The following is a 24,611-nucleotide window of genomic DNA, read 5'->3' as shown; positions in this document are numbered from 1 at the left end:
TTACCGGTCTTGCGCGTCAGCGCGCCAACTGTAGTTGGATACCAAGACTTCATTCGCCGTACGTCGGGACGAAGCGAAGCCAGCCACGTTGCGCGCAACTTTTAGCCGTTTGACTTGCCAACCCGGCAGGCGTTGGAGCATGCGTCGCGAAGGCGAATAAGAAAGCAGCACCTTTGCGCCTCGATCGGATGCTGAAACAATGGCGGTGACGAGACGGTCTTCATCTTTCTCGCGGAAGGTTCCCGGTCCGTACTCTCCGCGATCTCGCCTCCCTTCTAAACTATAGGGTGGATCCAGATACAGAAAGTCTCCTTTCCGAGTCTGAGCTACTACGGATTCAAAATCTCCACAAACCAATGTGGCATCCGCGAGCTTCTCCGCAAAGGCGGCAAAGACTTCGTATTCTGGAACAAAGAGGTGTCCATTGCCTCGTGCCACGTTGAACAGCCCCTGTCTGTTGGTGCGGTAGACGCCGTTGAAGCAAAAGCGATTAAGGTAGATAAAGCGCGCGGCACGATCAAGGATCCCCATGCGAGATGCATCCAACGCTCGAAGGTCGTAGTAGTAGTCGGGATCTGTGCTCATCGCGGCAGTCCTTGTCCAGACTCGTTTTGGATGTCTCTTAACTGTCGCGTAGGTTTCGATAAGGTCCGCGTTGATATCACCCAATAGCGCTGGAGTGTGGTCAAGACGCAAATAGAGAACTGCGGATCCAGCAAAAGGCTCGACATACCTGCTATAGCCTTGAGGTGCGGCTGCTATCAGAGTCGGGAGCAGTTTTCTCTTGCTTCCGGCCCAGCGCAGAATTGGCACAGTCATCTAGTACCTCGCTTGATCATTGAATGCCTTTTTGTGTCGTTTTCGTTGCCGGACGCTAGCGTCCGGCAGTGTACTTGGACAGTGATCCACAAGGCTTCCGGTTCTCCAGTAAATCGCAGGGCCGACGGGCTGCCTCGAGCTAGTTTGAAACCGAGTGCGCTAACGCCATCTTCGCCAAGATCACTTAAGCCTGCTTTTGGAAGGCTCCGCGCAGTCCGCGCGACGGGACTTTATTATTGAAAAGCGGGCAACCCGACTTTGCGCGTGAGAAGCGGCAACTGCAACCGTAACGCTGGGCTGCGCCAAGCGTAGTCGCACCGGCTTCGTAAGGCGTCCTTCTTCGTTTTACGCGCGAGCCATACGCGGCCGCGGAGCGGCGCAAACTCGTCGAATCGGGCAAGAAAACGCGCGAAACGCGCAATCGATTCCACGAACAGGTCCCAAGAATGGTGCTTCGCCACGCTCGCACCAGACGGGCGAACGAGCGCTGGCGCCGGCGTCCTCGCGCGACGAGCCCCCCACGGGACCCAACAACATCCCTTCTCCTACTGCGAACCCCGGTAGCTCGCGCTATCAGAGTGTTCCCACGCGCACCCGACCCTCGAACAACAGGAGTCCCCCCATGGAAAGCCCCACGACATCGCCTACGACGTCAATCACCCGGCGCGACGCGCTCATCGCGACCGCCGCCACCGCCGCCGCGGTCTCGTCTCATTTGCCCGCCGCGGCCGCACCGGCCGCGGCATCACCACCGCCCACGAACATGCCTCCCACCAGACTCTCGCTGCAGGTCAACGGCCAATCGCATGCGCTCGAGCTCGACACGCGCACGACCCTGCTCGACGCACTGCGCGAACACCTGCACCTGACCGGCACCAAGAAGGGCTGCGACCACGGCCAGTGCGGTGCCTGCACCGTGCTGCTCGACGGACGCCGCATCAATTCCTGCCTCACGCTCGCGGTCATGCACGAGGGCGCCCAGGTCACGACCATCGAAGGACTGGGCACGCCGCAGGCCATGCATTCGCTGCAGACGGCCTTCGTCAAGCACGACGGCTACCAGTGCGGCTACTGCACGCCGGGCCAGATCTGTTCGGCGGTCGGCGTCATCGATGAGGTGCGGCGCGGCGTGCCCAGCCACGTGAGCGCCGATCTCACGGCGCGGCCGCTGCTGTCGGCCGACGAACTGCGCGAGCGCATGAGCGGCAACATCTGTCGATGCGGCGCCTACTCGAACATCGTCGATGCCATCACCGAGGTGGCAGGGAGCCGCGCATGAAGCCCTTCACCTACGAACGCGCGCAGACGCCCGCGCAGGCCGCGGCGGCCGTGGCCGGCCATCCCGGCGCCAAGTTCATCGCGGGCGGCACCAACCTGCTCGACCTGATGAAGCTACAGATCGAGGCGCCGGTGCACCTGGTCGACGTGAACCCGCTGAAGCTCGACCGCATCGAGCCGACCACCGACGGCGGCCTGCGCATCGGCGCGCTGGTGCGCAACACCGACCTGGCGGCCGACGAGCGCGTGCGCCGCGACTACGGCGTGCTGTCGCGCGCGCTGCTGGCCGGTGCCTCGGGCCAGTTGCGCAACAAGGCGACCACGGCCGGCAACCTGCTGCAGCGCACGCGCTGTCCCTACTTCTACGACACCGACCAGCCTTGCAACAAGCGCCGCCCCGGCAGCGGCTGCAGCGCCATCGGCGGCGTGACGCGGCAACTCGCCGTGATCGGCGCCAGCCAGGCCTGCATCGCGACCCATCCGAGCGACATGGCGGTGGCGATGCGCGTGCTCGACGCGGCCGTCGAGACCGTGAAGCCCGACGGGCGCACGCGCGTGATTCCGATCGCCGACTTCCACCGGCTGCCCGGCGACACACCGCACATCGAGACCGCGCTCGAGCGCGACGAGCTGATCACCGGCGTGACGCTGCCGCGGCCCGTGGGCGGCACGCAGGTCTACCGCAAGGTGCGCGACCGCGCTTCCTACGCCTTCGCACTGGTGTCGGTGGCGGCCATCGTGCAGCGCGATGGCACCGGGCGCGTGGCGCTCGGCGGCGTGGCGCACAAGCCGTGGCGCATCGAGGCCGCCGAGGCCGCGATGCCGCAGGGCGCGCGCGCGGTGAGCGCACGGCTGCTGGCCGATGCGCAACCGACCCACGAGAACGCATTCAAGTTGCCATTGGCCGAACGCGCGCTCGCGGCGGCCCTGGTGCAGGCGAGGAGCTGAACATCATGAAATTCGACACCCCCGCGACCACCAACGCGATCGACCAGCTCAAGGTCATCGGCCGACCCACCGACCGCATCGACGGTCCGGTCAAGACCACCGGCAGCGCGCGCTATGCCTACGAGCGCCATGCCGAAGTGCCGGGCGCGGCCTATGGCTATGTGATCGGCGCCGGCATCGCCAAGGGCCGCATCGCCTCGATGGACCTGCGCGCGGCGCAGGCCGCGCCGGGCGTGCTGGCGATCGTCACCGCGCGCAATGCGGGCAAGCTGGGCAAGGGCGACTTCAACACTGCCAAGCTGCTGGCCGGGCCCGAGATCGACCACTACCACCAGGCGGTGGCCGTGGTGGTGGCCCAGAGCTTCGAGCAGGCGCGCGCCGCGGCGCAGCTGGTGCGCATCGAGTACACGCGCGCGGCCGGCCGCTTCGACCTCGCGGCCGAGATGGCGTCGGCCAAGCCGCCCAAGGCCAGCCCCATGTCGGGCGAGCCGGAGACGAAGGTCGGCGATTTCGCGGGCGCCTTCGCCGCGGCGCCGGTGCAGCTCGACGCGACCTACAGCACGCCCGACGAGTCGCACGCGATGATGGAACCGCATGCCTCCATCGCGCAGTGGCAGGGCGACCGGCTCACGATCTGGACCGCCAACCAGATGATCGCCTGGGGCGTCGGCGACGTCGCCAAGACGCTGGGCATCCCGAAGGAGAACGTGCGCCTGGTCTCGCCCTTCATCGGCGGCGGCTTCGGCGGCAAGCTGTTCGTGCGCGCCGATGCGCTGCTCGCCGCGCTGGGCGCACGTGCCGCGCGCCGGCCCGTGAAGGTGGCGCTGACGCGACCGCTGATGATCAACAACACCACGCACCGGCCCGCGACCGTGCAGCGCATCCGCATCGGTGCCGCGCGCGACGGCCGCATCACGGCCATCGCGCACGAAGGCTGGTCGGGCGACCTCGAAGGCGGCCAGCCCGAGACGGCGGTCAACCAGACCCGGCTGCTGTATGCGGGCGCGAACCGGCTCACGGCCACGCGGCTCGCGGTGCTCGACCTGCCCGAGGGCAACGCGATGCGCGCGCCCGGCGAGGCGCCGGGCCTGATGGCGCTCGAGGTCGCGATGGACGAGATGGCCGAGAAGCTCGGAATCGACCCGATCGCGTTCCGCGTGCTCAACGACACCCAGGTCGATCCCGAGAAGCCCGAGCGCCCGTACTCGCAGCGCAGCCTCATCGAATGCCTGCGCACCGGCGCCGAGCGCTTCGGCTGGAACCGGCGCAACGCGGCGCCGGGCCAACAGCGCGACGGCCGCTGGCTCGTGGGCATGGGTGTCGCGGCGGCCTTCCGCAACAACCTGCTCACGAAGTCGGCCGCGCGCGTGCGGCTCGACAACCGCGGCGTGGTCACGGTGGAGACCGACATGACCGACATCGGCACCGGCTCGTACACCATCATTGCGCAGACCGCCGCCGAGACCATGGGGCTGCCGCTCGACAAGGTGCAGGTGCGGCTCGGCGATTCGGCCTACCCGGCCTCGGCCGGCTCGGGCGGGCAGTGGGGCGCGAACAACTCGACCTCGGGCGTGTTCGCGGCCTGCATGAAGCTGCGCGAGGCGGTGGCGGGCAAGCTGGGCTTCGCGGTCGCCGATGCGAGCTTTGCCGACGGCATGGTGCGCGCCGGCGAGCGCACGGTGCCGCTGGCCGAGGCCGCGGGCGCCGAGGGCCTGTCGGCCGAGGACGGCATCGAGTACGGCGACCTCGACAAGAAGTACCAGCAGTCGACCTTCGGCGCGCACTTCGTCGAAGTCGGCGTCGATGCGGTCACCGGCGAGATCCGCGTGCGGCGCATGCTCGCGGTCTGCGCCGCGGGCCGCATCCTCAACCCCAAGGCCGCGCGCAGCCAGGTGATCGGCGCCATGACCATGGGCGTGGGCGGCGCGCTGATGGAGGAGCTGGCGGTCGACAAGCGGCACGGCTTCTTCGTCAACCACGACCTCGCGGGCTACGAGGTGCCGGTGCATGCCGACATCCCGCACCAGGACGTGGTCTTCCTCGACGAGACCGATCCGATCTCCTCGCCGATGAAGGCCAAGGGCGTGGGCGAGCTCGGCATGTGCGGCGTCGCGGCCGCGGTCGCCAACGCGGTCTACAACGCGACCGGCATCCGCGTGCGCAGCTATCCGATCACGCTCGACAAGCTGCTCGATCGACTGCCGCCGGTGGCGTGAGCGGCCTCAACGCGGCTGCTGCTGCGTGGTGCAGTGGATGCCGCCGCCGCCCGCGGCGATCGCATCGATGTCGAGCTGCACCACCTCGCGCTTCGGGAACAGCTCGCGCAGCAATGCGCGGGCGTTGCCGTCGGCGCGCGCATCGCCGAACTGCGGCGCGATGACGGCGCCGTTGCAGACGTAGAAGTTGATGTAGCCGGCCGCGAACTCGTCGCTGTCGTAGGCGTCGCGCACCGAGTCCGGCCCCGCGAGCACTTCCACGCGCAGGCGCTGGCCGCGCGCGTCGGTGGCCTGCCGCAGGATCTCGAGGTGGCGCCGGGTCACGGCGTGGTCGTAGGCATCGGGGTCGTTCTCCAGGCCCGCCACCACGATGCCCGGTGCCGCGAAGCGCGCATAGAAGTCGGTGTGGCCGTCGGTGATGTCGCGGCCCGCGATGCCGGGCAGCCAGATGATCTTGCGCAGGCCCAGCAGGCGCCGCAGTTCGGCCTCGCAGTCCTCCTGGCCCCAGCCGGGATTGCGGTTGGCGTTGAGCACGCAGCTCTCGGTGATCAGCGCCGTGCCCGCGCCATCGACCTCGATGCCGCCGCCCTCGAGCACCAGCTCCGTCGCCAGCGGCCGTGCCTTGGCGGCACCGCTCACATAGCCGGCCACCTCGGCATCGTCGGCATGGGCCTGCTTGCCGCCCCAGCCGTTGAAGTTGAAATCGACGCCGCCCCATTCGCCCGCGCCATTGCGCACGAACACCGGCCCGGTGTCGCGCATCCAGAGGTCGTCCACCGGCTGCACCTCGAGCTGCACGCGGTTGCCGCACAGGCGCGCGGCCAGGTCGTGTTCGCGTTCGCGCACCAGCAGGTGCACGGGTTCGAACTCGGCGATGGTGCGCGCGATGCGGGCCAGATGCTGGCGCACCGGCGTCAGCAGGCGCCGGCCCCAGATCGCCTCGCTCGGGCCGAAGGACATCCAGGTGGCGCGGTGCGGCGCGGCTTCGTCGGGCATCTGCCAGCTTTCGGGCGCGGCGGCGGGTGCGATGGCGATGCAGCCCAGCGGCGCGAGGCCGAGGGCGCTTGTCAGGCGGCGGCGGGTCATCGAGAAATGCATGTCGGTCTCCTGGCGAAAGCGTTCGGGATCACGCCGGCTCCTGCTGCGTGGTGCAGTGGATGCCGCCGCCGCCCGCGGCGATGGCATCGATGTCGAGCTGCACGATCTGGTGGCTCGGCAGCTCCGCGGACAGCGCCGCGCGGGCCGCCCCGTCGGCCGCCCCGTCGCCGAACTCGGGCAGGAACAGGGCCTTGTCGGTCAGCAGGAAATTCACGTAGCCGGCCGCGAACTCCTTGCGTGCGTAGGTGGGGCGCACCCGGCCCGGCGTTGCCAGCGTGACGATGCGCAGGGCGCGTCCGCGCGCATCGGTCGCCGTGCGCAGCAGGTCGAGGTGGCGCCGGGTCACGGCATGGTCGAAGGACTCGGGGTCGTTGTCCAGTGCCGCCACCACCACGCCCGGCTTGAGGAAGCGTGCATAGAAGTCGGTATGGCCGTCGGTGATGTCGCGGTTGGCGATGCCGGGCAGCCAGATGATCTTCGTGAGTCCCAGCAGGCGCCGGAGCTCTTCCTCGGCCGCGGCCTTGGTCACGCCCGGGTTGCGGTTCTCGTTGAGCACGCAGCTCTCGGTGACGATGGCCGTGCCTTCCCCGTCGACCTCGATGCCGCCGCCTTCGAGCACCAGGCGGCTGCGCAGCAGCGGCACGCCCGCGAGTTCGGCCATGCGCGCCGCCACCGTGGCGTCGCGCGCATGCGGCTGCTTGCGGCCCCAGCCGTTGAAGTTGAAGTTCACGGCGGCCCGCTCGCCGCGGGCGTTGCGCACGAACACGCAACCGGTGTCGCGCGCCCAGAGGTCATCGATCGGGTGTTCGATCAGCTGCACGTTGGAGCCGCAGAGCTGGCGCGCCGTGGCGGCATCCTCGGCGTTCACGAGCATCTTCACCGGCTCGTAGACGCTGATCGCATTGGCGATGCGCGCCAGTGCGCGCTGCACCGGCTCGCGCAGCTCGGCGGTCCAGATCGATTCGCGCGCGGCGAACGCCATCCAGACGGCGCGATGGGCACCGCCCTCGTCGGGCATGCGCCAGGCGCTGCCGGGCGCGGGGGAAGGTGCGGGCGCGGGAGCGGGCGCCGGCGGCGGAAAGGGGAGCGCGGGGCCGCCGGCACTGCCGCCGCCACCGCCGCAGGCGCTCAGCAGTCCATGGAAGAGGCCCAGGCCACCGAGGCCCAGGAGTGTTCGTCGAGTCGTCATAAAAATCAGGGTTTCTACGGAGTCCCGGATTCTGTAGACGCTCATTCATCCGCACAATTGATCTTTTCTGGCCATATCAATCGATTTGGCTCATGAATTGGCCGTCCTCGCGTGCAAACGCCCGCAGGCTGTCGAACACCTCGCGCACCAGCGGCAGGCGCGACGGGCCTTCGGTGCGAGAGAGCCAGAGGGTGCCGAGCGGCAGGCTCGGCCAGGCCGCCAGGTGACGCAAGCGGCCGCTGCGCAGCGCATCGTCGGCCGACAGCCGCGACACCAGCGCGAGGCCGCGGCCGCGCAGCGCGGCGTCGAGCAGCAGGCGCGGGTCGTCGTAGATCGCGGCCTTGCGCAACTGGCCGAAGTGCTCGCGGATGAAGGGGCCGATGCGGTCGCTCGTGAGGTCGGCCTCGAGGCACAGCAGGCCGGGCGCGGCCTCCGTGTCGGCGTCGGGCAGGCCGACCGCCACCAGTTCGTCGCTCAGCAGGGGCGTCTCGAACACGCCCTGTTGCTGCAGCGGCTCGCGCGTGATCGCGATGTCCACGTCGAGCTCGTCGATGAAGCGGGCGCTCTCGTCGACCGAGACGATCGGGCACAGGTCGGGATGCGCCTGCAGCAGCCGGTCGATGCGCGGCTGCAGCCAGCCGTGCGCGACGGGCGCGGGGCAGACCAGCGTGACGAGGCGGTCGTCCATGTAGGTCTCGATGCGATGCAGGCCATGGCGGATCTGCTCGAGCGACTTGCCCACGCTGTCGAGCAGCAGGCCGCCGGCCACGGTCAGCTCCACGCCGCGCCCCTTGCGCCGGAACAGCGGCTGGCCGACCTGCTGCTCGAGCTGCGCGATCTGGTGGCTGATGGCCGATTGCGAGACGTGGAGCTCCTCGGCCGCGCGCGAGTAGTTGCCCAGGCGCGCGGCCGCTTCGAAGCCGATCAGGAATTTGAAGGAGGGCAGTCTGGCGTTGGACATGGGAACCCGGTCGATGGATCGGCGCACAAGATAGCGCCTTTCCATCGACGGGTTCAGTGCGTGGCGTCGGCGTCCTCTTCGTCACCACCGCCATACAGCTGCGCCAGCACCTCCACCGGATGGCGCAGGCGCCGCGCCTGCAGCCGCTCGACCTGGCTGCGGCACGAATAGCCGGTGGCGAGGAACTCCGCTGGCGCGGGCTCGGCCGCCAGCAGCGGCGCCCACGACTGCGAGAAGATCCGTTGCGAGGTCTGCAGGTTGCGCTGCTCGTGGCCGTAGGTGCCCGACATGCCGCAGCAGCCGCTGGCCTGCGCCTCAAGCCGCAGGCCGGCGCGTGCGAACACCTGCGGCCACAGCGCGGCGGCCGCGGGCGCGTTGGTCTTCTCGGTGCAATGCGCGAGCAGGCGGAAGTCGCCCGGCGCGGCACGCGGCGGCGCTTCGGCGGGCAGCGCATCGAGCAGCCATTCCTGCGGCAGCAGCACCGAAGGCAGGCGCGCCATCCGCGGCAGCTTGGCGTACTCCTGGCGGTAGACCAGCGTCATCGCGGGATCGAGGCCGACCAGCGGCACGCCGGCTTGCGCCAGCGCGTCGAGCATGTCGGCATTGCGGCGCGCCGCGCGGTCGAAGGCGCGCAGAAAGCCCTGCACCTGCAGCGGCTTGCCGTTGGGCCGGAAGGGCGCGAGCCACACGGTGCAGCCCAGCCGCGCGGCCAGCGCGATGAAGGCCGCGAGCACCGGCGTCTCGAAGTAGCGCGTGAAGGCGTCCTGCACCAGCACCACCGAGCGCGCGCGCTCGTCGGCACTCAGTCGCGCCAGCGCCGAGGGCGTGGCGTGGCGCACGTTCCAGCGCCGCAGGGTGGCGCCGAAATCGAAGCGGCTCAGCAGTGGCGCGTCGACCATGCCGGCATGCCGCGCGAGCAGGCCGCGCACCGCGGGCAGGGCCATCAGGCCGTTGTAGAGCGCCGGCATGCGCGCGAGGCCGGGCATGCTGTATTCGAGCGAACCGATGAAATAGTCCTTGAGCGGGCGCAGGTAGCGCGCGTGGTACAGCTCGAGAAAGCGCGCGCGGAACTCCGGCACGTTGACCTTCACCGGGCATTGCCCCGCGCAGGACTTGCAGGCCAGGCAGCCGGCCATCGCCTCGTAGACCTCGTGCGAGAAGTCGTCGGCGTTCGAACGCCGCCGGCCGTTGCGCCAGCGCGCGGGCAGCCCGGCCAGGAACGAGGGTTGCCGCGCCGCGGCCTGCAGCACGTCGACGCCGGCCTCGCCCTGCAGCCGCAGCCATTCGCGCAGCAGCGAAGCGCGCCCCTTGGGCGAATGGCGGCGCTCGCGCGTGGCCTTCCACGAGGGGCACATGGCCTCGTCGGGGTCGAAGTCGTAGCAGGCGCCGTTGCCGTTGCAATGCAGGCCGCTGGCGTAGCTTTGCCACACGCGCTCGTCGATGCGGCGGTCGGCGTCGGCGCGCATCGGCACCTCGTCGATGCGCAGCAGCGCCGCATCGATGCCCGCGGGCGTCGCGATCTTGCCGGGGTTGAGCTGGTTGTGCGGATCGAAGGCGGCCTTGAGTTCCTGCAGCGACGCATACAGCGGGCCGAAGAAGGCCGGCGCGTATTCGGAGCGCACGCCCTTGCCATGCTCGCCCCAGAGCAGGCCTCCGTACTTCTGCGTGAGCCGCGCCACCGCGTCGGACAGCGGGCGGATCAGCGCGGCCTGGGCCGGGTCCTTGAGGTCCAGCGCGGGCCGCACGTGCAGCACGCCCGCATCCACATGGCCGAACATCCCGTACGAGAGGCCATGGCCGTCGAGCAGCGCGCGGAACTCGGCAATGTAGTCGGCGAGCCGCTCGGGCGGCACGGCGGTGTCTTCCACGAAGGGCTGCGGCCGCGCCTCGCCCTGCACATTGCCCAGCAGGCCCACCGCGCGCTTGCGCATCGCATAGACCCGGGTCACGGCGGCATGGCCGGCCGCGATGGTGTGGCCCAGGCGCGCGGCACCGGCATCGCGCGCGAGGTGCGCGACGAAGGCCGCGACCCGGGTCTCGAGCAGCTCCAGCGAATCGCCGCTGAACTCGACCATGTTGATGCCGCGCGTGGGCGCGCTGTCTTCGCTCGAGGGAAAGTATTCGGCCACGCCCTGCCACACGATGTCCTCCATCGCGAGCATCAGCACGCGCGAGTCCACGGTCTCGATCGACAGCGGCGCGTGCGCCATCAGCGCCTGGGCATCGCGCAGCGCATCCATGAAGCTCGCATAGCGCACGTTGACCAGCACCGTGTGGCGCGGAATCGGCAGCAGGTTGAGTTCGGCCTCGACGATGAAGCCCAGCGAGCCTTCGGCGCCGCAGAGCACGCTGTTGAGGTTGAAGCGCCCGTCGCGCTCGCGCAGGTGCGCGAGGTCGTAGCCGGTGAGGCAGCGGTTGAGCTTGGGAAAGCGTTGCGCGATCAGCGCGGCATCGCGCTCGGCGATCCGGTGCGCGCAGCGCCAGGCATCGCCCACGCGGCCCGGGCGCGCCAGCTGGGCCTGGAGTTCGTCGGGCCCTGCGGGGCGGCTGTCGAAGCGTTCGCCGCCCGGCAGCACGACCTCGAGCGCGAGCACGTGGTCGCGCGTCTTGCCGTAGCTGCAGCTGCCCTGGCCGCTCGCGTCGGTGCTGACCATGCCGCCGATGGTGGCGCGGTTCGAGGTCGACAGCTCGGGCGCGAAGAACAGGCCGTGCGGCGCGAGTGCGGCATTGAGCTGGTCTTTCACGACGCCGGCCTGCACGCGCGCCACGCGCCGCACCGGATCGATCCAGACGATGCCGTTCAGGTGCCGCGACAGGTCGACCGCGATGCCGTCGGTCAGCGACTGCCCGTTGGTGCCGGTGCCGCCGCCGCGCGGCGCGAGCACCACGCGCCGGTGCTCGTCGCGGTCCATCAGCCTCGCGAGCCGTACCACGTCGTCGGCATGCTTCGGGAACACGACCGCCTGCGGCAGCCGCTGGTAGATCGAGTTGTCGGTCGCGAGCACGGTGCGGTCGGCATGGCGCTGGCTGATCTCGCCCTCGAAGCCTGCGGCGGCCAGCGCCGCGAGAAACTGCCGGTAGTGCTGCGCCAGCGTGACCGGGGGTGGAACGTGGGCGATCATGGCCGGCCGTGCAGCGCCGCTCAGTCCGCCTTGAGGCGGCCTTGCTTGACCAGCCGCGTCGCCAGCACCGCGTCTTCCTGCACCAGCCGCTGCAGGTAGGCCGCGCTCTCGGCGAAGGGCTCGCTGCCCAGTTCGCGGATCGGCTTCGAGAACTCGGGCTCGGCCACCGACTTCGAGATCCAGCCCTGCAGGCTCGCGACGGTCTGCGGCGCGATGCCCCTGGGCGCGAACACGCCGACGAAGGTGGTGGCGTCGAAGCTCGGAATGCCCTGCTGCGCCAGGTTCGGCACGCCGGCCAGCATGCCGCCGACCTGCGGGCCGAGCACCAGCAGCGCGCGCAGGCCGCCGCTCTTGAGGTGCGGCGCCGAGCTCGTGACCTGGTCGATCACGGCGTCGATCTGGCCGCCGAGCAGGTCGACCACGGCCGGGCCCGAACCCTTGTAGGGCACGGCATTGACGCGTGCCTTCGCGGCATCCTCGAGCTGCAGCAGCGCCAGGTGGTTCGGCGAGCCCGGGCCCGCATGGCCGATGGTCACGTTCTCGCTCTTGGCCTGGATCGCCTGCAGGAAGTCGCCGGCGGTCTTGAAGCGTGCATCGTTGGCGCGCACCACCACCACCACGGGCGTGCGGCTCAGCACGGCCACGGGCACGAAGTTTTCGGCGCGGTAGGGCACCTTGATCATCTCGGGCAGGGTGCCGAGCTGGCCCGGCGTGGCCACCAGCAGCGAATGGCCGTCGTTCTCGGCGCGCGAGGCCCAGCCCGTGCCCACGGCACCGCCGCCACCGGCGCGGTTGTCGACGATCACCGACTGCCCCGCATGGCGCGTCAGCGGCACGCCCAGGGTGCGGGCCGTGATGTCCACGTTGCCGCCCGGCGCGAAGGGCACGATCAGCGTGAGGGGCTTGCTCGGAAAGGTGCGGCCCTGCGCCCTGCCGGGCCAGGCCGCCGCCGCTGCGGCGAGCGCGACGCCGCCCTGGATGAAGGTTCTGCGGTTGAACTTGTTGTCGGTCATTCGAACGTCTCCCTGTGATGAATCAATGGTTCCAGTAAAGCTGCGTGGGGTTGCGCACCAGCACCTGTCGAAGGTCGCCGTCGGGCAGCCAGGCGCGCAGCGCCCCGGCCAGTTCGCTGCCGGCGGTGGCGCGCGCGTCGATGCCGGGATGCGGCCAGTCCGATCCCCACAAGATGCGTTCGGGGTTGGCGCGTGCCAGCGCATGGGCCAGCGGGATCACGGCGGGGTCGGTGGCGCAGGCCGATGCACTGAGCCGGTAGGCGCCCGAGAACTTGACCCAGGCGCGCCCTTCCGCGAGCAGCGCGCGCAGGTTCGCGAGCCCGGGGCCCTGCGGTGTCGCGCCGGGCGCCGGATGGCCGAAGTGGTCGACCACCACCTGCAACCCAGTGGCGGTTACGCGCGGCACCAGGTCGGGATCGTGCTCGACGTCGACCAGCAGCTGCAGGTGCCAGCCGAAGGCCGCGATGCGGTCGGCGATGGCGCGCAGGCTGGCGGCCGACACGCCGCCCGAGAACAGCGCGTTGCAGCGCGCGCCGCGCACGCCCAGCGCGTGCAGTTCCTCGATCTCGCGCTCGCTCGTGTCCTCGAAGATCACGGCCACGCCGCGCATGCTGCCGGGCGCCGCCTCGCGCAGCATGCGCTTGAGCAGCGAATGGTCGCGGCCGTAGACGCTGGGCTGCACCAGCACGCAGCGCTCGACGCCCACCGGGCCGAAGGCGGCCCAGTAGTCGGCCATGGAGGCCGGGGCCGGTGTGTACGAGCGCTCGTCGATCAGCGGGAATTCACGCGCATCGCCGAAGACGTGGAAGTGGGTGTCGCAAGAACCTTCGGGGAATATCCGGGCGCTGTCGGGAATGGCGGAGGTCGGGGGAAGCCGGTCGTGCATGGAAAGCGATGCCATGGAGAAGAAGATCGATGCCATGGAGAGGGGGCTGGGGATGCGGGCTATTGTTCTGAGAGGCCCCCGCGTGAGGCAAGATCATCTTTGTCATCTTCATCGTGAACCGGATTCATCCCATGAACGCCGCCGGCGGCCCGCCCCTGAACCTGCGCAGCATCGACCTCAACCTGCTGGTCATCTTCGAAGCCCTGTTCGAGGAGCGCAGCGTGGTCAAGGCCGCCACCCGGCTGGGCCTGACCGCCTCGGCCGTGAGCCATGCGCTGCGCCGCCTGCGCACGCAGTTCAAGGACCCGCTCTTGACGCGCACGCCGCAGGGCATGGCGCCCACGCCCGAGGCCGTGCGCCTGGCCACGAGCTTTCGCAAGGCCTTCAGCGAGATCGAGAGCGCGATCGAGGTGCGCGGCGGCTTCGACCCCGCGACCGCGCGCCGCACCTTCCACCTGCGGCTGTCCGACTACGTCGGCGTGCTGCTGCTGCCGCGGCTGTGCATCCACCTGAGCTCGGTGGCGCCCGGCGTCAGCCTGTCGGTGCAGTCCTTCGACATGTACCAGCCCTCGGACCGCGTGGAGTACGAGGGCGTGGAGATCCGGCTCTCGGTGTCGCGCGGCCGTTCGGTGCTGTCGGCCTCGCGGCGCATCCTCGACGACCAGTGGATGGTGCTGATGCGCAAGGGCCATCCCGCGGCCTCCGAACCGATGACGCTCGACAGGTACCTCTCGCTGGGCCATCTCAAGGTCTCGGGCGTGGGCAGCAGCATCCTCGACGAGATCCTGGCCGAGCGCGGGCTCGCGCGCCGCGTGATGATCCAGGTGCCGACCTGGCTCGGCATGGTGCCCGTGATCGAATCGACCGACCTGATCGCGGCCATGCCCGCGCACTGGATGGACAGCGTGCTCTCGGGCTCGGACTGCGTGGCGGTGCCGATGCCGCTGCCCGAGCTGGGGCTGTCGATCGACGCGGTCTGGCATCCGCGCAACGAGCACGACGCGGGCCACCGCTGGTTCCGCGAACTGATCCACCAGATCTTCGAGGAGGCCTACGACAAGTCGCGCGTGCTGCGCTGAACGCCGCCGCGGCCATCGATGACGAAAGCTCACGAGAGGCCCAGGACTCATCGCTTGTGCCACCGCGTGCCGCGCCGGAAACTGAACGCCATTCATCCAGTTCACCCGGCCCACCCACGGAGCACGCAAGCAATGCAGCAGTACAGACTCTTCATCGGCAACGAATGGCAGGCGAGCGCCTCGGCCCAGTGGTTCGATTCGCTCGACCCGTTCTCGGGCGAGCCCTGGGCCCGCATTCCGCAGGGCAATGCCGAGGACGTCGATCGCGCGGTGAAGGCGGCCGAGGCCGCGATGCAGGGCCCGTGGGGCCAGATGTCGGCCACGCAGCGCGGCATGCTGCTGCACCGCCTGGGCGCGCTGATCGAGGCCAACCTCGACAGCCTCACCGAGGCCGAGGCGCGCGACAACGGCAAGCTGCGCAGCGAGGTGCGCGGCCAGGTCTCGTACATGGCGAAGTACTTCTATTACTACGGCGGCCTGGCCGACAAGATCCAGGGCGCGGTGATCCCGATCGACAAGCCCAAGGTCTTCAACTACACGCGCCTCGAGCCGATCGGCGTGGTCGGCACCATCACGCCGTGGAACTCCTCGCTGCTGCTGACGGCCTGGAAGGTGGCGCCGGCGCTCGCGGCCGGCAACGCCGTCGTCGCCAAGCCCTCGGAGCACACCTCGGTGTCGCTGCTCGAACTCGCACGGCTGTTCGCCGAAGCGGGTTTTCCGCCGGGCGTGTTCAACGTGGTCACGGGCTTCGGCAAGGACGTGGGCGAGCCGCTGGTCGAGCATCCGGGCGTGGCCTGCATCGCCTTCACCGGCGGCGACGAGGGCGGGCGCCGCGTGAGCGTGGCGGCGGCCAAGCACTTCAAGCGCGTGACGCTCGAGCTCGGCGGCAAGTCGCCCAACATCGTGTTCGACGACGCCGACCTCGCGCGCGCCGCCAACGGCGTGATCACCGGCATCTTCTCGGCCGGCGGCCAGACCTGCATGGCGGGCTCGCGGCTGCTGCTGCAGGAGAGCATCCACGACGAGTTCGTCGAGCGGCTGGTCGCGATCGCCTCCAAGGCCAAGCTCGGCGATCCCGCGCTGCCCGACGTGCAGGTGGGCCCGGTGGCCACGCGGCCGCAGTTCGACAAGGTGGTGAGCTACATCGACATCGCCAAGGCCGAGGGCGCGCACTGCGCCTTCGGCGGCAAGGTGCGCAGCGGCCCGGGCTACGGCGCGGGCCAGTTCGTCGAGCCGACCATCTTCACGGGCGTGGACAACGGCATGCGCATCGCGCAGGAGGAGGTGTTCGGGCCGGTGCTGTCGGTGCTCAAGTTCAAGGACGAGGCCGACGCGGTGCGCATCGGCAACGACATCCGCTTCGGCCTCGCGGCCGGCGTGTGGACGCGCAGCCTGCACCGCGCGATGCACATGTCGGAGCGGCTCAAGGCCGGCACGGTGTGGATCAACAACTACCGCTCGACCAGCTTCACCACGCCCTTCGGCGGCTTCAAGGACAGCGGCCAGGGCCGCGAGGGCGGCGTGGAGGCGGTGAAGGAATTCCTCGAGACCAAGAGCGTGTGGATCTCGACCGAGCTCGACATGCCGGACCCGTTCATCCGCAAGTACTGAGCGGGTCCGCTCCAGGCATGCCGGCGCAAGAAGAAGGAAAGTAGAGACATGAACGAAGCATCCCTGCCCATCGACCGCTGCGACGTGCTCGTCGTCGGCTGCGGCATCTCGGGCCTGAGCGCGGCGGTGGCCGCGGCCGCCGCGGGCGCGACCGTGACGGTGCTGGAACGCGCCACGCCCGAGGAGTTCGGCGGCAACACGCGCTGGACCGAGTCCTACTTCCGCATGAAGAGCGAGACCGAGGTCAGCGACGATTTCGAGGAACTGCTGGTGGCCAATGCCGGCCACCACATCGACCCCGAGATCGTGCAGCACGCGGCCGCGCCCTACGAGGACTGGCCGCCGCACGTCAAGGCGCACGGCATGCCCGACCCCGAGCTGGTCGCCACGCTGGCCGGCGAGGCCGGCGCCACGGTGCGGTGGCTCCAGGGCTTCGGCGTGCGCTTCGCGGCGCTGCCGACCTACTTCGTGACCGCGGCCGCGCCGCGGCTGATGCCCGTGGGCGGCGGCCTCGCGCTGATCGAGGCGCTGCGCGACGAAGCGCTGCGCCTGGGCGTGGCGATCCGCTACCGCAGCACCGCGCAGCAACTGCGGCGCGCCGATGCGCGCGGCGAGCTGGCGGTCGACACCGTCGGGCCCGACGGCAGCGTGCGGCGCATCGTGGCGCGCGGCGTGGTGCTGGGCACGGGCGGCTTCGAGGGCAACCCCGAGATGCTCACGCGCTACATCGGCCCGCAGGCGCGCTACCTGCGGCCGGTGGCGCGCGGCGGCTACTACAACCGCGGCGAGGGCATCCGCATGGCGCTCGATGCCGGCGGCGCGCCGGCCGGCGACTTCGGCTCCTACCATGCCGAGCCCATGGACCCGCGCTCGGCCCAGGTCGAGCCGCTGGTGATGAGCTTCTCGTACGGCCTGCTGGTCAACAAGGACGGCCGGCGCTTCGTCGACGAGGCGCCCGGGCCGGTCGACGTGCACTACGACCCGATCGCGCGCGCCATCAAGGACCAGCCCGACGGCATCGCCTTCATGGTCTACGACCAGCGCATCCACGAGGTGCCGAACTGGAGGAAGGGCATCCGCACCGACCAGCCGCCGATCGAGGCCGAGTCGCTGGAAGCGCTCGCGCGCGCCTGCGGCATCGACCCGGCGGGCCTGCTGGCCACGGTGGCGGCCTTCAACGCGGCCTGCGCGGGGGATGCCGACGCGCGCTTCTCGCCGCTCGCGGTGGACGGCGTGGCCACCGCGGGCCTCGCGCCGCCCAAGTCGAACTGGGCGCTGCCGCTGGCGCGCGGCCCCTTCTGCGCCTACCCGGTGATGTCGGGCATCTGCTTCACCTTCGGCGGCGTGAAGACCAACCGCGATGCGCAGGTGGTCGACAACGATGGCCGCACCATCCCCGGCCTCTATGCGGCCGGCGAGGCCGCGGGCCTCTACCACCAGGTCTACACGGGCGCGACCTCGGTGCTGCGCGGCGCCGTGTTCGGCCGCATCGCGGGCGCGCATGCCGCGCGCCAGGCGGCGCCGCGCTAGCGCGCCGGCGCTGCCCCCGCTTTCTTTCCGGCTGCTTCGCCATCGCCGCCCGCGCGGTGCGGCGCGGCACGTCCACACACACCACCAAGGAGACAGACATGCCCTTCATCACGACGCGCCGCCTCGCGGCCCTGGCCATCGCCGGTGCGGCCCTCGGCGGCTTCGCGGCCCGCGCCGACTGGGCGCCGCCCGGGCCGATCCGCCTGGTCGTACCCTATGCGCCCGGCGGCGGCACCGACGTGCTCGCGCGGCTGGTCGCCACGCAGATCGGCAGCACGCTGGGCCAGCCGCTGATCGTCGAGAACCGGCCCGGGGTCAACGGCATCCTCGGCGCCAACTACGTCTATGCCGCACCGGCCAACGGCACCACGCTGCTGTTCGCCGCGGCCGACTTCATCTCGGTCTCGCCGCACATCTACAAGAAGGCCGTGCGCTACGACCCCGACGGCTTCCAGCCGGTGGCACTGGTCGCGAAGATGGGCTTCGTGATGGCCGCGCGGCCCGCGAGCGAGACCAAGGACGTGGCCGACTTCGTGGCCCGCGCGCGCGCCAGGGAGGTCACCTATGCGCATTGGGGCCCGGGCAGCATGGCGCAGATGGGCATGGAGCTGCTGCGCTCGCGCGCCGAGGGCACGAAGGCGCTGCCCGTGCCCTATGCGGGCGCCGCGCCCGTGATGTCGGCCGTGATGGCCGGCGACGTCGAGTACGGCTTCGTGCCCACGCCGCTGGCGGTGGCGAGCCGCAGCAAGCTCAAGCTGTTCGCGCTCGGCTCGCCCGAGCGCTTCGCGGGCCTGCCCGACGTGCCGACGCTCAAGGAGCTCGGCTACGCGGTCGATGCCGACACCTGGTTCGGCATCCTCGCGCCGCCCGGCACGCCCGCCGCCGTGGTCGAGGCGCTGCAGGCACAGGTCGAGAAGGTGGTGCGCGATCCGGCGGCGCGCGCGCGAATGACCGACATCGGCTACACGCCCTCGAACATCGCGCCGCGCGACTTCGGCGCCTTCGTGAAGAGCGAGAACGCGCGCTGGGGCACGGTGGTGCGCGCCGCGCGCATCCAGGTGGAGGAATAGGTGCCGCCGCGGCTCGTCCTGGTCAAGAATGGCGCCTCGATCCAAGGGCCGCGATCCGTCATGAAGCGAAAAATCCCCAGCACCGTCGCCTTGTCGCTGTTCGAGTCGGCCGCGCGCCACGAGAGCTTCGCGCGCGCCGCGGCCGAGATGTACCTGACCGAGAGCGCGGTGAGCCGGCAGATCGCCGTGCTCGAGGGCTTCCTCGGCGTGAAGCTGTTCAGCCGCGGCAAGAAGCAGGTGGTGCTGACCGACGCAGGCCGGCTCTATGCGCGCAACATCCGCGGCAACCTCGACGAGATCGAGCTGCACACCAAGTCGCTGATGCAGCACAAGGGCGCGGGCGGCGTGCTCGAGCTCGCCGTGATCCCGACCTTCGCGAGCCGCTGGCTGCTGCCGCGGCTGCACGACTTCCTGCGCAAGAACCCGGGCATCACCGTCAACCTGTCGGAGCGCGCCGAGCCCTTCGCGTTCCGCGGCACCAACCTCGATGCCGCGCTGCACTTCGACGACCCGGTGTGGGATGCGGTCGAGAAGGTGCACCTGTTCGAGGAGGAGGTGGTGCCGGTGCTGAGCCCGGCCCACTTCGACCTCTCGAAGCTGAAGAAGCCCGCCGGCCTGATCGCGCTGCCGCTGCTGCACAAGCGCGTGCGGCCCGAGGCCTGGCAGCGCTGGTTCGAGGCCGCGGGCTCGACGCAGCCGGTGCCGCCGCCGGCGATGCGCTTCGAGCTCTATGCGATGGTGATCGACGCCGCGCGCGCGGGCCTGGGCGTGGGGCTGGTGCCGCGCTTCTACGTGCAGGAGGACGTGGCGCGCGGCACGCTGGCCATGCCCTTCGACATCAGCCTCAAGCACGAGAAGCGCTACTGCCTCGTCTACCCCGAGCACAAGCGCGATTCGCAGGCGGTGCAGCTGTTCAGCGAGTGGGTGGTGGAGGCGGCGGCCGAATTCAGCACGGGCGCGCAGGCGGTGCGGCGGCCGAAGAAGCGCGCCTGATTCGCTGGCCCCAAAAGAAAACGGCCCCGCGGGGCCGTCTTCATTGCGTGCATGCGGCCTGCGAGAGGCCGCGGTGCATCACTTCTTCTTCGCGGCCACGGCCTTCTTGGCGGGAGCGGCAGCAGCCTTCTTCGCGACCGGCTTGGCAGCGGGCTTCGCAGCCGACTTGGCGGCGGGCTTGGCGTCGGCCTTGCGCTTGGCGGCCTTCGGGTCCACGGCGGCCTTGAAGGCGGCGCCCGGCACGAACTTCGGCACCTTCTGGGCGGCGATCTTGATCTTGGTGCCGACGCTCGGGTTGAAACCGGTGCGGGCAGCGCGGGCGACTTGCTTGAAGGTGCCGAAGCCGACGATCTGGACGGGGTCGCCCTTCTTCACGGCGGCGACGATGGAGCTGGTGACCGTTTCCACGATGCGCGCGGCTTCTGCCTTGCTGACGTTGTGGGTGGTGGCGATTTTCTCAACGAGTTCGATGCGGTTCAACTGAGTTCCTGATAGGTTTGATTCGTCATGTTGCCTATGACGGCGCAGCCTCGGATGCAGGCTGCAAGCGGCGTGGAGTGTATTCGAACGCGAGAGAGGGCCTTCGGTGCGAAGGGAGAGTGGGGCTTTCTCATGCACGCGCGACGCTGCGCAGCCGCAGTGCGATCAGCAGGCCGGCGAGCGCCGCGCCCGCGCCGATGAGGAACACGCCGCCATAGCCCGCGCGGTCCGCGAGCAGCCCGGCCACGGGGCCGGTGAGCCCGTAGGCCAGGTCCTGGAAGGCCGAGAAGCCGCCGAGCGCGGTGCCGCGCAGTTGCGGTGCCACCAGCCGCACCACCTCGCGGCCCATGGCCGGAAAGATCATCGAGCAGCCCAGGCCGGTGAGGAAGGCACCCGCGAGCGCGGCGACGGGGCTCGGCGCCTGCCAGATCAGCGCCTGGCCGAAGGCCTCGACCGCCAGCGACACGATCGCCACCGGCAGCCCGCCGATGCGGTCGGGCAGGTGGCCGAACAAGATGCGCACCAGCACGAAGCCGCTGCCGAAGGCCGTGAGCCCGAGGCCCGCATGCGACCAGTGCTGGTCGCGGAAGTGCAGCACGAAGAAGGCGCCGATGGCCGCGAAGCCGATGCCCTGCAGGCACACGATCAGCCCATGCGGCCAGATGATGCCGAGCACGCTGCGCAGCGAAGGCCGGCCCGCGCCCGGCTGCACCGCCACGCCCTCGAGGCGCCACACGGCCAGCAGTCCGATGCAGGGCAGCAGCGCGCTCGTGGCCATCGCACCCGCGAAGCCGAAGCGTTCGAGCAGCGCGAGGCCGACCGGACCGCCGACCGCGAGCGCGCCGTAGATCGCGGCGCCGACCAGCGCGAGCACCTGGCCCGAGCGCGCGGGACCGACGAGGCCGATGCCCCAGCCGATCACGCCGACGGCCACCAGGCTCTCGCCGAGGCCCAGCAGCAGGCGGCCCGCGACCAGGAGGCCGAAGCCGATCCACGGCGTGGGAATCCACAGGCCCGCGAGCCACGCGACCAGCGCGCCCGCGACATAGAAGGCCAGCCCGCGCACCACGGCGCGCTTGGGACCCTGGCGGTCCGACAGGCTGCCCGCGGGGGGGCGCGTGAGCACGGTGGCGAGGAAGGCGATGCCGACCGCGAGGCCGGCCCAGAAGTTGCCGAGGCCCAGCCGCGTCGTCACGTGGACTGGCACCACGGGCAGCGAGAGGCCGACGCAGAGGTAGGAGATGAAGAGCACCGCGGCGAGCAGCAGCAGGCGGCTCTGCGCGGAGCGGGACGGCGCGGGAATCGCCGGGGCGGAAGTGGAGGTCATGGGGGTGGTCCAGGTGGTTCCTCGGACGGCCGGTGCGAAAAGGAAAACGCACCCCGGCCGCGAGGATCGCGGGGGTGCGTTGCTTGACGTCAGACGCTTACGGCCAGCGGGACTGGCGGGAAAAAAAGAAAGGCTCAGCCTAGCCGCATCGAGAGTTCGACGTCGGACGCGAAGGGCACCGACAGGTAGCCGGCCGCGCTCGAGCGCACGCGCGCGAGGTACTCGGGGCTGTGGTCGGCGTTGTCGGCGATCACGAGCGCGCCGGGACGCAGGCGCGCCTCGACCAGTGCCAGCACCTCGGGATAGAGCGCCTTGGCGCCGTCGAGCAGCAGCAGGTCGATGCGCTCGGGCAGGTCGCTGGCCAGCGTGCGCAGCGCATCGCCTTCGCGGACCTCGACCAGGTCGGCGAGGCCGCCGGCCGCGAGGTTCTCGCGGGCGCGCGCCACCTTCGAGGCTTCGAACTCGGTGCTCAGCAGCCGACCGCCGCCGTTGTCGCGCAGGGCCGCGGCCAGGTGCAGGGTGGAGATGCCGAACGAGGTGCCGAACTCGACGATGCTGCGCGCGCCGTTGCCGCGCGCGAGCATGTAGAGCAGCGAGCCGGTCTCGCGCGATACGGCGAGCGGGAAGTCCTTCAGGCGTGCGTAGAAATCGAGGTACTCGGTGCGGCTTTGCATCAGGCGCGCGAGCTCGTCGCTCGACAGGCCGGCGACGGCGGCGCTGGTGCGCGGCGAGGAGGCATCGGCCTCGGCGAACAGGCGCTCCAGCAGGGGCGCGAGCGGTGCGGTGGTCAGTGTGTTCATGGTGTTCTTCGGTAATCGGGACGGTGTGCGTCGATAATATGAAGGAAGCTTCAGATTTTCCATTCGCGTTCCGAAAGCCACGCCATGCCCACCCGCCGCAGCGCCCCGCTCTCCTCTAGAAGACAGCCCCAGCAGGCCCGTTCGAGCGACCTCGTCGCGGCGATCCTCGAAGCCGCCCTTCAGGTTCTGGCCAAGGAGGGCGTGCACCGCTTCACCACCACGCGCGTGGCCGAGCGCGCCGGCGTGAGCGTGGGCTCGGTCTACCAGTACTTTCCGAACAAGGCCTCGATCCTGTTCCGGCTGCAGAGCGACGAATGGCGCCAGACCACCGAGCTGCTGTGCGGCATCCTCGAGGACGTGCAGACGCCGCCGCTCGATCGCCTGCGCCGGCTGGTCCATGCCTTCGTGCGCTCGGAGTGCGAGGAGGCCGGCATGCGCACCGCCTTGCACGACGCGGCGCCGTTCTACCGCGACGCGCCCGAGGCGCAGTCCGCGCGCGCCGCGGGCGAGCGCGCGATGCAGGCCTTCCTGCGCGAGGCGCTGCCCGGCTTGTCGAAGGCGCGGCGCGCGCTGGCGGGCGACCTCGTCACCACCACCTTCGGCGCGGTCGGCAAGCAGTTCTCGGAAACGCCGCGCACCGAGGCGCAGATCAAGGCCTATTCCGAGGCGCTGGCCGACATGCTGTGCGCCTACCTGCGCAGCCTCGGCGCGGAGTGATCGGGCCTCAAAAAAAAGAGTCCCGGCGCGGACCCCGCGGCGGGACTCTTCTCGGTGCGCGAGCGCCTTACTTGTCGTGATGCAGGTAGGTGGCCTGGCGCGGCAGCAGCAGGCTGACCAGGAAGGCCACGCCCATCATCGCCGTCACGTACCAGTAGAAGTAGGACTCGTGGCCGATCGACTTCAGGCCCAGCGCCACGTACTCGGCGCTGCCGCCGAAGATGGCGTTGCCCACCGCGTACGACAGGCCCACGCCGAGCGCGCGCACCTCGGGCGGGAACATCTCGGCCTTCACGATGCCGCTGATCGAGGTGTAGAAGCTCACCACCGCCAGCGCGACGGTGATCAGCACGCCGGCCATCAGCGGGCTCGCGACGTTCTGCAGGCTGCTGAGCACCGGCACCGTCATCAGCATGCCGAGCGCGCCGAACAGCAGCATGTTGCTGCGCCGGCCGATGCGGTCCGACAGCGCGCCGAACAGCGGCTGCATGCACATGTAGATGAACAGGCACGCGGTCATCACGTTGCTGGCGGTCTTGATCGACATGCCGGCCGAGTTCACCAGGTACTTCTGCATGTAGGTGGTGAAGGTGTAGAAGATCAGCGAGCCGCCGGCCGTGTAGCCCAGCACCACGAGGAAGGCGCGCTTGTGGTGGCGGAACAGCTCGCCCATGGTGCCGGCGCCCTTGGCGGCGCGGGTCTTGGTGCTGGCGGTCTCGGTCAGCGTGCGGCGCAGCAGCAGCGCCACGATGGCCGCCACGGCGCCCAGCACGAAGGGAATGCGCCAGCCCCAGGCCTTGAGCTCGGCCTCGTCGAGCACCTGCTGCAGCACCACCACGACCACCACCGCGAGCAGCTGGCCGCCGATCAGCGTGACGTACTGGAACGAGGAGAAGAAGCCGCGCTGGCCGCGCATCGCCACTTCGCTCATGTAGGTGGCGGTGGTGCCGTACTCGCCGCCGACCGACAGGCCCTGCAGCAGCCGCGCGAGCAGCAGCAGCGCGGGCGCGGCGGCGCCGATCTGCGCATAGGTCGGCAGGCAGGCGATCACCAGCGAGCCCACGCACATCATCACGACCGAGGTCACCATCGAGGTCTTGCGGCCCTTGCGGTCGGCGATGCGGCCGAACAGCCAGCCGCCGATCGGGCGCATCAGGAAGCCGGCCGCGAACACGCCGGCGGTGTTCAGCAGCTGCACCGTGGGGTCGGACTTGGGGAAGAAGGCCGGCGCGAAGTAGATCGCGCAGAAGGCGTAGACGTAGAAGTCGAACCACTCCACCAGGTTGCCCGAGGAGGCGGCGAAGATGGCGAAGATGCGCTTGCGCTTCTCCTCGAAGGTGTAGGGCGTGGTGTCGGCCGGCGAGGCGCCGGCGGGGGCGCCGCCGGTGCGGGCGAGGGTGTTCATGGCGTGTCCTTGTCTCGGGTCGCGGCCGCTGGAGGCGGCCTGAATCGGTGCCCGGGAAGTCTGTCGCGG

Annotated in this window: 20 protein-coding genes; 9 read left to right on the top strand and 11 right to left on the bottom strand. The window is 70.1% G+C overall.

The features are described 5' to 3' along the window. Positions 1-819, bottom strand: a complete 819-nt coding sequence (locus AC07RM_RS32660) for a DNA adenine methylase (protein WP_495337121.1) — start codon at positions 817-819, stop codon at positions 1-3. Positions 820-1,441: 622 nt separating this feature from the next. Between AC07RM_RS32660 and paoA the strand changes: the two genes are divergently transcribed. Genes paoA through paoC form a run of 3 tightly spaced genes read left to right on the top strand, consistent with a single transcriptional unit; the run spans position 1,442 to position 5,261 of the window. Further along, positions 1,442-2,098 carry an aldehyde dehydrogenase iron-sulfur subunit PaoA gene (gene paoA / locus AC07RM_RS32655; protein ID WP_495337120.1) on the top strand — a complete coding sequence of 219 codons (657 nt, stop codon included), beginning with the start codon at positions 1,442-1,444 and terminating at the stop codon, positions 2,096-2,098. Beyond that, the gene (locus AC07RM_RS32650) at positions 2,095-3,045 is read left to right on the top strand and encodes an FAD binding domain-containing protein (RefSeq protein ID WP_296791335.1); all 951 of its coding nucleotides are present in this window, start codon (positions 2,095-2,097) and stop codon (positions 3,043-3,045) included. Before paoA ends, AC07RM_RS32650 begins: the two co-directional genes overlap by 4 nt. A gap of 5 nt (positions 3,046-3,050) precedes the next feature. Beyond that, positions 3,051-5,261, top strand: a complete 2,211-nt coding sequence (gene paoC / locus AC07RM_RS32645; protein ID WP_495337119.1) for an aldehyde oxidoreductase molybdenum-binding subunit PaoC — start codon at positions 3,051-3,053, stop codon at positions 5,259-5,261. Positions 5,262-5,267: 6 nt separating this feature from the next. On the opposite strand, the gene AC07RM_RS32640 is transcribed toward paoC, so the two are convergent. The 6 genes from AC07RM_RS32640 to AC07RM_RS32615 all read right to left on the bottom strand — a co-directional run bounded on the left by AC07RM_RS32640 (position 5,268) and on the right by AC07RM_RS32615 (position 13,545). Further along, positions 5,268-6,359: an agmatine deiminase family protein gene (locus AC07RM_RS32640; protein ID WP_495337118.1), complete on the bottom strand. Its 1,092-nt coding sequence runs from the start codon at positions 6,357-6,359 to the stop codon at positions 5,268-5,270. 28 nt (positions 6,360-6,387) lie between these two features. Continuing rightward, positions 6,388-7,548 (bottom strand): agmatine deiminase family protein, encoded by a 1,161-nt coding sequence (locus AC07RM_RS32635; RefSeq protein ID WP_495337117.1) that lies wholly within the window; start codon positions 7,546-7,548, stop codon positions 6,388-6,390. 76 nt (positions 7,549-7,624) lie between these two features. Beyond that, positions 7,625-8,509 carry a LysR family transcriptional regulator gene (locus AC07RM_RS32630; RefSeq protein WP_495337116.1) on the bottom strand — a complete coding sequence of 295 codons (885 nt, stop codon included), beginning with the start codon at positions 8,507-8,509 and terminating at the stop codon, positions 7,625-7,627. Between the two features lie 53 nt (positions 8,510-8,562). Continuing rightward, complete coding sequence (ydiJ, locus tag AC07RM_RS32625; protein ID WP_495337115.1) at positions 8,563-11,631, bottom strand: D-2-hydroxyglutarate dehydrogenase YdiJ; 3,069 nt, start codon at positions 11,629-11,631, stop codon at positions 8,563-8,565. 20 nt (positions 11,632-11,651) lie between these two features. After that, positions 11,652-12,644, bottom strand: a complete 993-nt coding sequence (locus tag AC07RM_RS32620) for a tripartite tricarboxylate transporter substrate binding protein (RefSeq protein ID WP_495337114.1) — start codon at positions 12,642-12,644, stop codon at positions 11,652-11,654. A 22-nt stretch (positions 12,645-12,666) separates the two neighbouring features. Further along, entirely contained in the window at positions 12,667-13,545 is an 879-nt protein-coding gene (locus AC07RM_RS32615) for an amidohydrolase family protein (RefSeq protein WP_495322557.1), read from the bottom strand. A gap of 116 nt (positions 13,546-13,661) precedes the next feature. Here AC07RM_RS32615 and AC07RM_RS32610 point away from each other — a divergent pair, with 116 nt between their 5' ends. The 5 genes from AC07RM_RS32610 to AC07RM_RS32590 all read left to right on the top strand — a co-directional run bounded on the left by AC07RM_RS32610 (position 13,662) and on the right by AC07RM_RS32590 (position 19,813). Next, complete coding sequence (locus AC07RM_RS32610) at positions 13,662-14,609, top strand: LysR family transcriptional regulator (RefSeq protein WP_209541804.1); 948 nt, start codon at positions 13,662-13,664, stop codon at positions 14,607-14,609. A 132-nt stretch (positions 14,610-14,741) separates the two neighbouring features. Continuing rightward, positions 14,742-16,220 (top strand): aldehyde dehydrogenase, encoded by a 1,479-nt coding sequence (locus AC07RM_RS32605; RefSeq protein WP_495337113.1) that lies wholly within the window; start codon positions 14,742-14,744, stop codon positions 16,218-16,220. Positions 16,221-16,268: 48 nt separating this feature from the next. After that, a complete protein-coding gene (locus tag AC07RM_RS32600; RefSeq protein WP_495337112.1) occupies positions 16,269-17,750 on the top strand; it encodes an FAD-dependent oxidoreductase in 1,482 nt (493 codons plus the stop codon). Positions 17,751-17,848: 98 nt separating this feature from the next. Next, entirely contained in the window at positions 17,849-18,820 is a 972-nt protein-coding gene (locus AC07RM_RS32595) for a Bug family tripartite tricarboxylate transporter substrate binding protein (RefSeq protein ID WP_495337111.1), read from the top strand. 60 nt (positions 18,821-18,880) lie between these two features. Continuing rightward, positions 18,881-19,813 (top strand): LysR family transcriptional regulator, encoded by a 933-nt coding sequence (locus AC07RM_RS32590; RefSeq protein ID WP_208513176.1) that lies wholly within the window; start codon positions 18,881-18,883, stop codon positions 19,811-19,813. Positions 19,814-19,891: 78 nt separating this feature from the next. Here AC07RM_RS32590 and AC07RM_RS32585 read toward each other — a convergent pair whose 3' ends face one another. From AC07RM_RS32585 to AC07RM_RS32575, 3 genes are all read right to left on the bottom strand, one after another. Next, complete coding sequence (locus AC07RM_RS32585; RefSeq protein ID WP_093341107.1) at positions 19,892-20,293, bottom strand: HU family DNA-binding protein; 402 nt, start codon at positions 20,291-20,293, stop codon at positions 19,892-19,894. Between the two features lie 130 nt (positions 20,294-20,423). Further along, positions 20,424-21,620, bottom strand: coding sequence for an MFS transporter (locus AC07RM_RS32580; RefSeq protein ID WP_495337110.1), 1,197 nt, complete (start codon positions 21,618-21,620; stop codon positions 20,424-20,426). A 134-nt stretch (positions 21,621-21,754) separates the two neighbouring features. After that, the gene (locus AC07RM_RS32575; RefSeq protein WP_495337109.1) at positions 21,755-22,420 is read right to left on the bottom strand and encodes an O-methyltransferase; all 666 of its coding nucleotides are present in this window, start codon (positions 22,418-22,420) and stop codon (positions 21,755-21,757) included. A gap of 84 nt (positions 22,421-22,504) precedes the next feature. Here AC07RM_RS32575 and AC07RM_RS32570 point away from each other — a divergent pair, with 84 nt between their 5' ends. Continuing rightward, positions 22,505-23,137, top strand: a complete 633-nt coding sequence (locus AC07RM_RS32570; RefSeq protein WP_495337108.1) for a TetR/AcrR family transcriptional regulator — start codon at positions 22,505-22,507, stop codon at positions 23,135-23,137. Positions 23,138-23,204: 67 nt separating this feature from the next. Here AC07RM_RS32570 and AC07RM_RS32565 read toward each other — a convergent pair whose 3' ends face one another. After that, on the bottom strand, positions 23,205-24,542 hold the full coding sequence (locus tag AC07RM_RS32565) for an MFS family transporter (protein ID WP_495337107.1): 1,338 nt from the start codon (positions 24,540-24,542) through the stop codon (positions 23,205-23,207). Positions 24,543-24,611 lie beyond the last annotated feature (69 nt).

Source organism: Variovorax sp. GW821-FHT09B05, assembly GCF_059418265.1.
The sequence above is the reverse complement of the archived record's forward strand: the minus strand, read 5'-3'. Positions and strand labels throughout refer to the sequence as shown.

What these genes read in the sequence shown, in the direction of transcription:
- AC07RM_RS32660 (WP_495337121.1), bottom strand. Translation starts at nt 819, where the DNA reads ATGACTGTGCCAATTCTGCGCTGGGCCGGAAGCAAGAGAAAACTGCTC.
- paoA (WP_495337120.1), top strand. Translation starts at nt 1,442, where the DNA reads ATGGAAAGCCCCACGACATCGCCTACGACGTCAATCACCCGGCGCGAC.
- AC07RM_RS32650 (WP_296791335.1), top strand. Translation starts at nt 2,095, where the DNA reads ATGAAGCCCTTCACCTACGAACGCGCGCAGACGCCCGCGCAGGCCGCG.
- paoC (WP_495337119.1), top strand. Translation starts at nt 3,051, where the DNA reads ATGAAATTCGACACCCCCGCGACCACCAACGCGATCGACCAGCTCAAG.
- AC07RM_RS32640 (WP_495337118.1), bottom strand. Translation starts at nt 6,359, where the DNA reads ATGCATTTCTCGATGACCCGCCGCCGCCTGACAAGCGCCCTCGGCCTC.
- AC07RM_RS32635 (WP_495337117.1), bottom strand. Translation starts at nt 7,548, where the DNA reads ATGACGACTCGACGAACACTCCTGGGCCTCGGTGGCCTGGGCCTCTTC.
- AC07RM_RS32630 (WP_495337116.1), bottom strand. Translation starts at nt 8,509, where the DNA reads ATGTCCAACGCCAGACTGCCCTCCTTCAAATTCCTGATCGGCTTCGAA.
- ydiJ (WP_495337115.1), bottom strand. Translation starts at nt 11,631, where the DNA reads ATGATCGCCCACGTTCCACCCCCGGTCACGCTGGCGCAGCACTACCGG.
- AC07RM_RS32620 (WP_495337114.1), bottom strand. Translation starts at nt 12,644, where the DNA reads ATGACCGACAACAAGTTCAACCGCAGAACCTTCATCCAGGGCGGCGTC.
- AC07RM_RS32615 (WP_495322557.1), bottom strand. Translation starts at nt 13,545, where the DNA reads ATGGCATCGCTTTCCATGCACGACCGGCTTCCCCCGACCTCCGCCATT.
- AC07RM_RS32610 (WP_209541804.1), top strand. Translation starts at nt 13,662, where the DNA reads ATGAACGCCGCCGGCGGCCCGCCCCTGAACCTGCGCAGCATCGACCTC.
- AC07RM_RS32605 (WP_495337113.1), top strand. Translation starts at nt 14,742, where the DNA reads ATGCAGCAGTACAGACTCTTCATCGGCAACGAATGGCAGGCGAGCGCC.
- AC07RM_RS32600 (WP_495337112.1), top strand. Translation starts at nt 16,269, where the DNA reads ATGAACGAAGCATCCCTGCCCATCGACCGCTGCGACGTGCTCGTCGTC.
- AC07RM_RS32595 (WP_495337111.1), top strand. Translation starts at nt 17,849, where the DNA reads ATGCCCTTCATCACGACGCGCCGCCTCGCGGCCCTGGCCATCGCCGGT.
- AC07RM_RS32590 (WP_208513176.1), top strand. Translation starts at nt 18,881, where the DNA reads ATGAAGCGAAAAATCCCCAGCACCGTCGCCTTGTCGCTGTTCGAGTCG.
- AC07RM_RS32580 (WP_495337110.1), bottom strand. Translation starts at nt 21,620, where the DNA reads ATGACCTCCACTTCCGCCCCGGCGATTCCCGCGCCGTCCCGCTCCGCG.
- AC07RM_RS32575 (WP_495337109.1), bottom strand. Translation starts at nt 22,420, where the DNA reads ATGAACACACTGACCACCGCACCGCTCGCGCCCCTGCTGGAGCGCCTG.
- AC07RM_RS32570 (WP_495337108.1), top strand. Translation starts at nt 22,505, where the DNA reads ATGCCCACCCGCCGCAGCGCCCCGCTCTCCTCTAGAAGACAGCCCCAG.
- AC07RM_RS32565 (WP_495337107.1), bottom strand. Translation starts at nt 24,542, where the DNA reads ATGAACACCCTCGCCCGCACCGGCGGCGCCCCCGCCGGCGCCTCGCCG.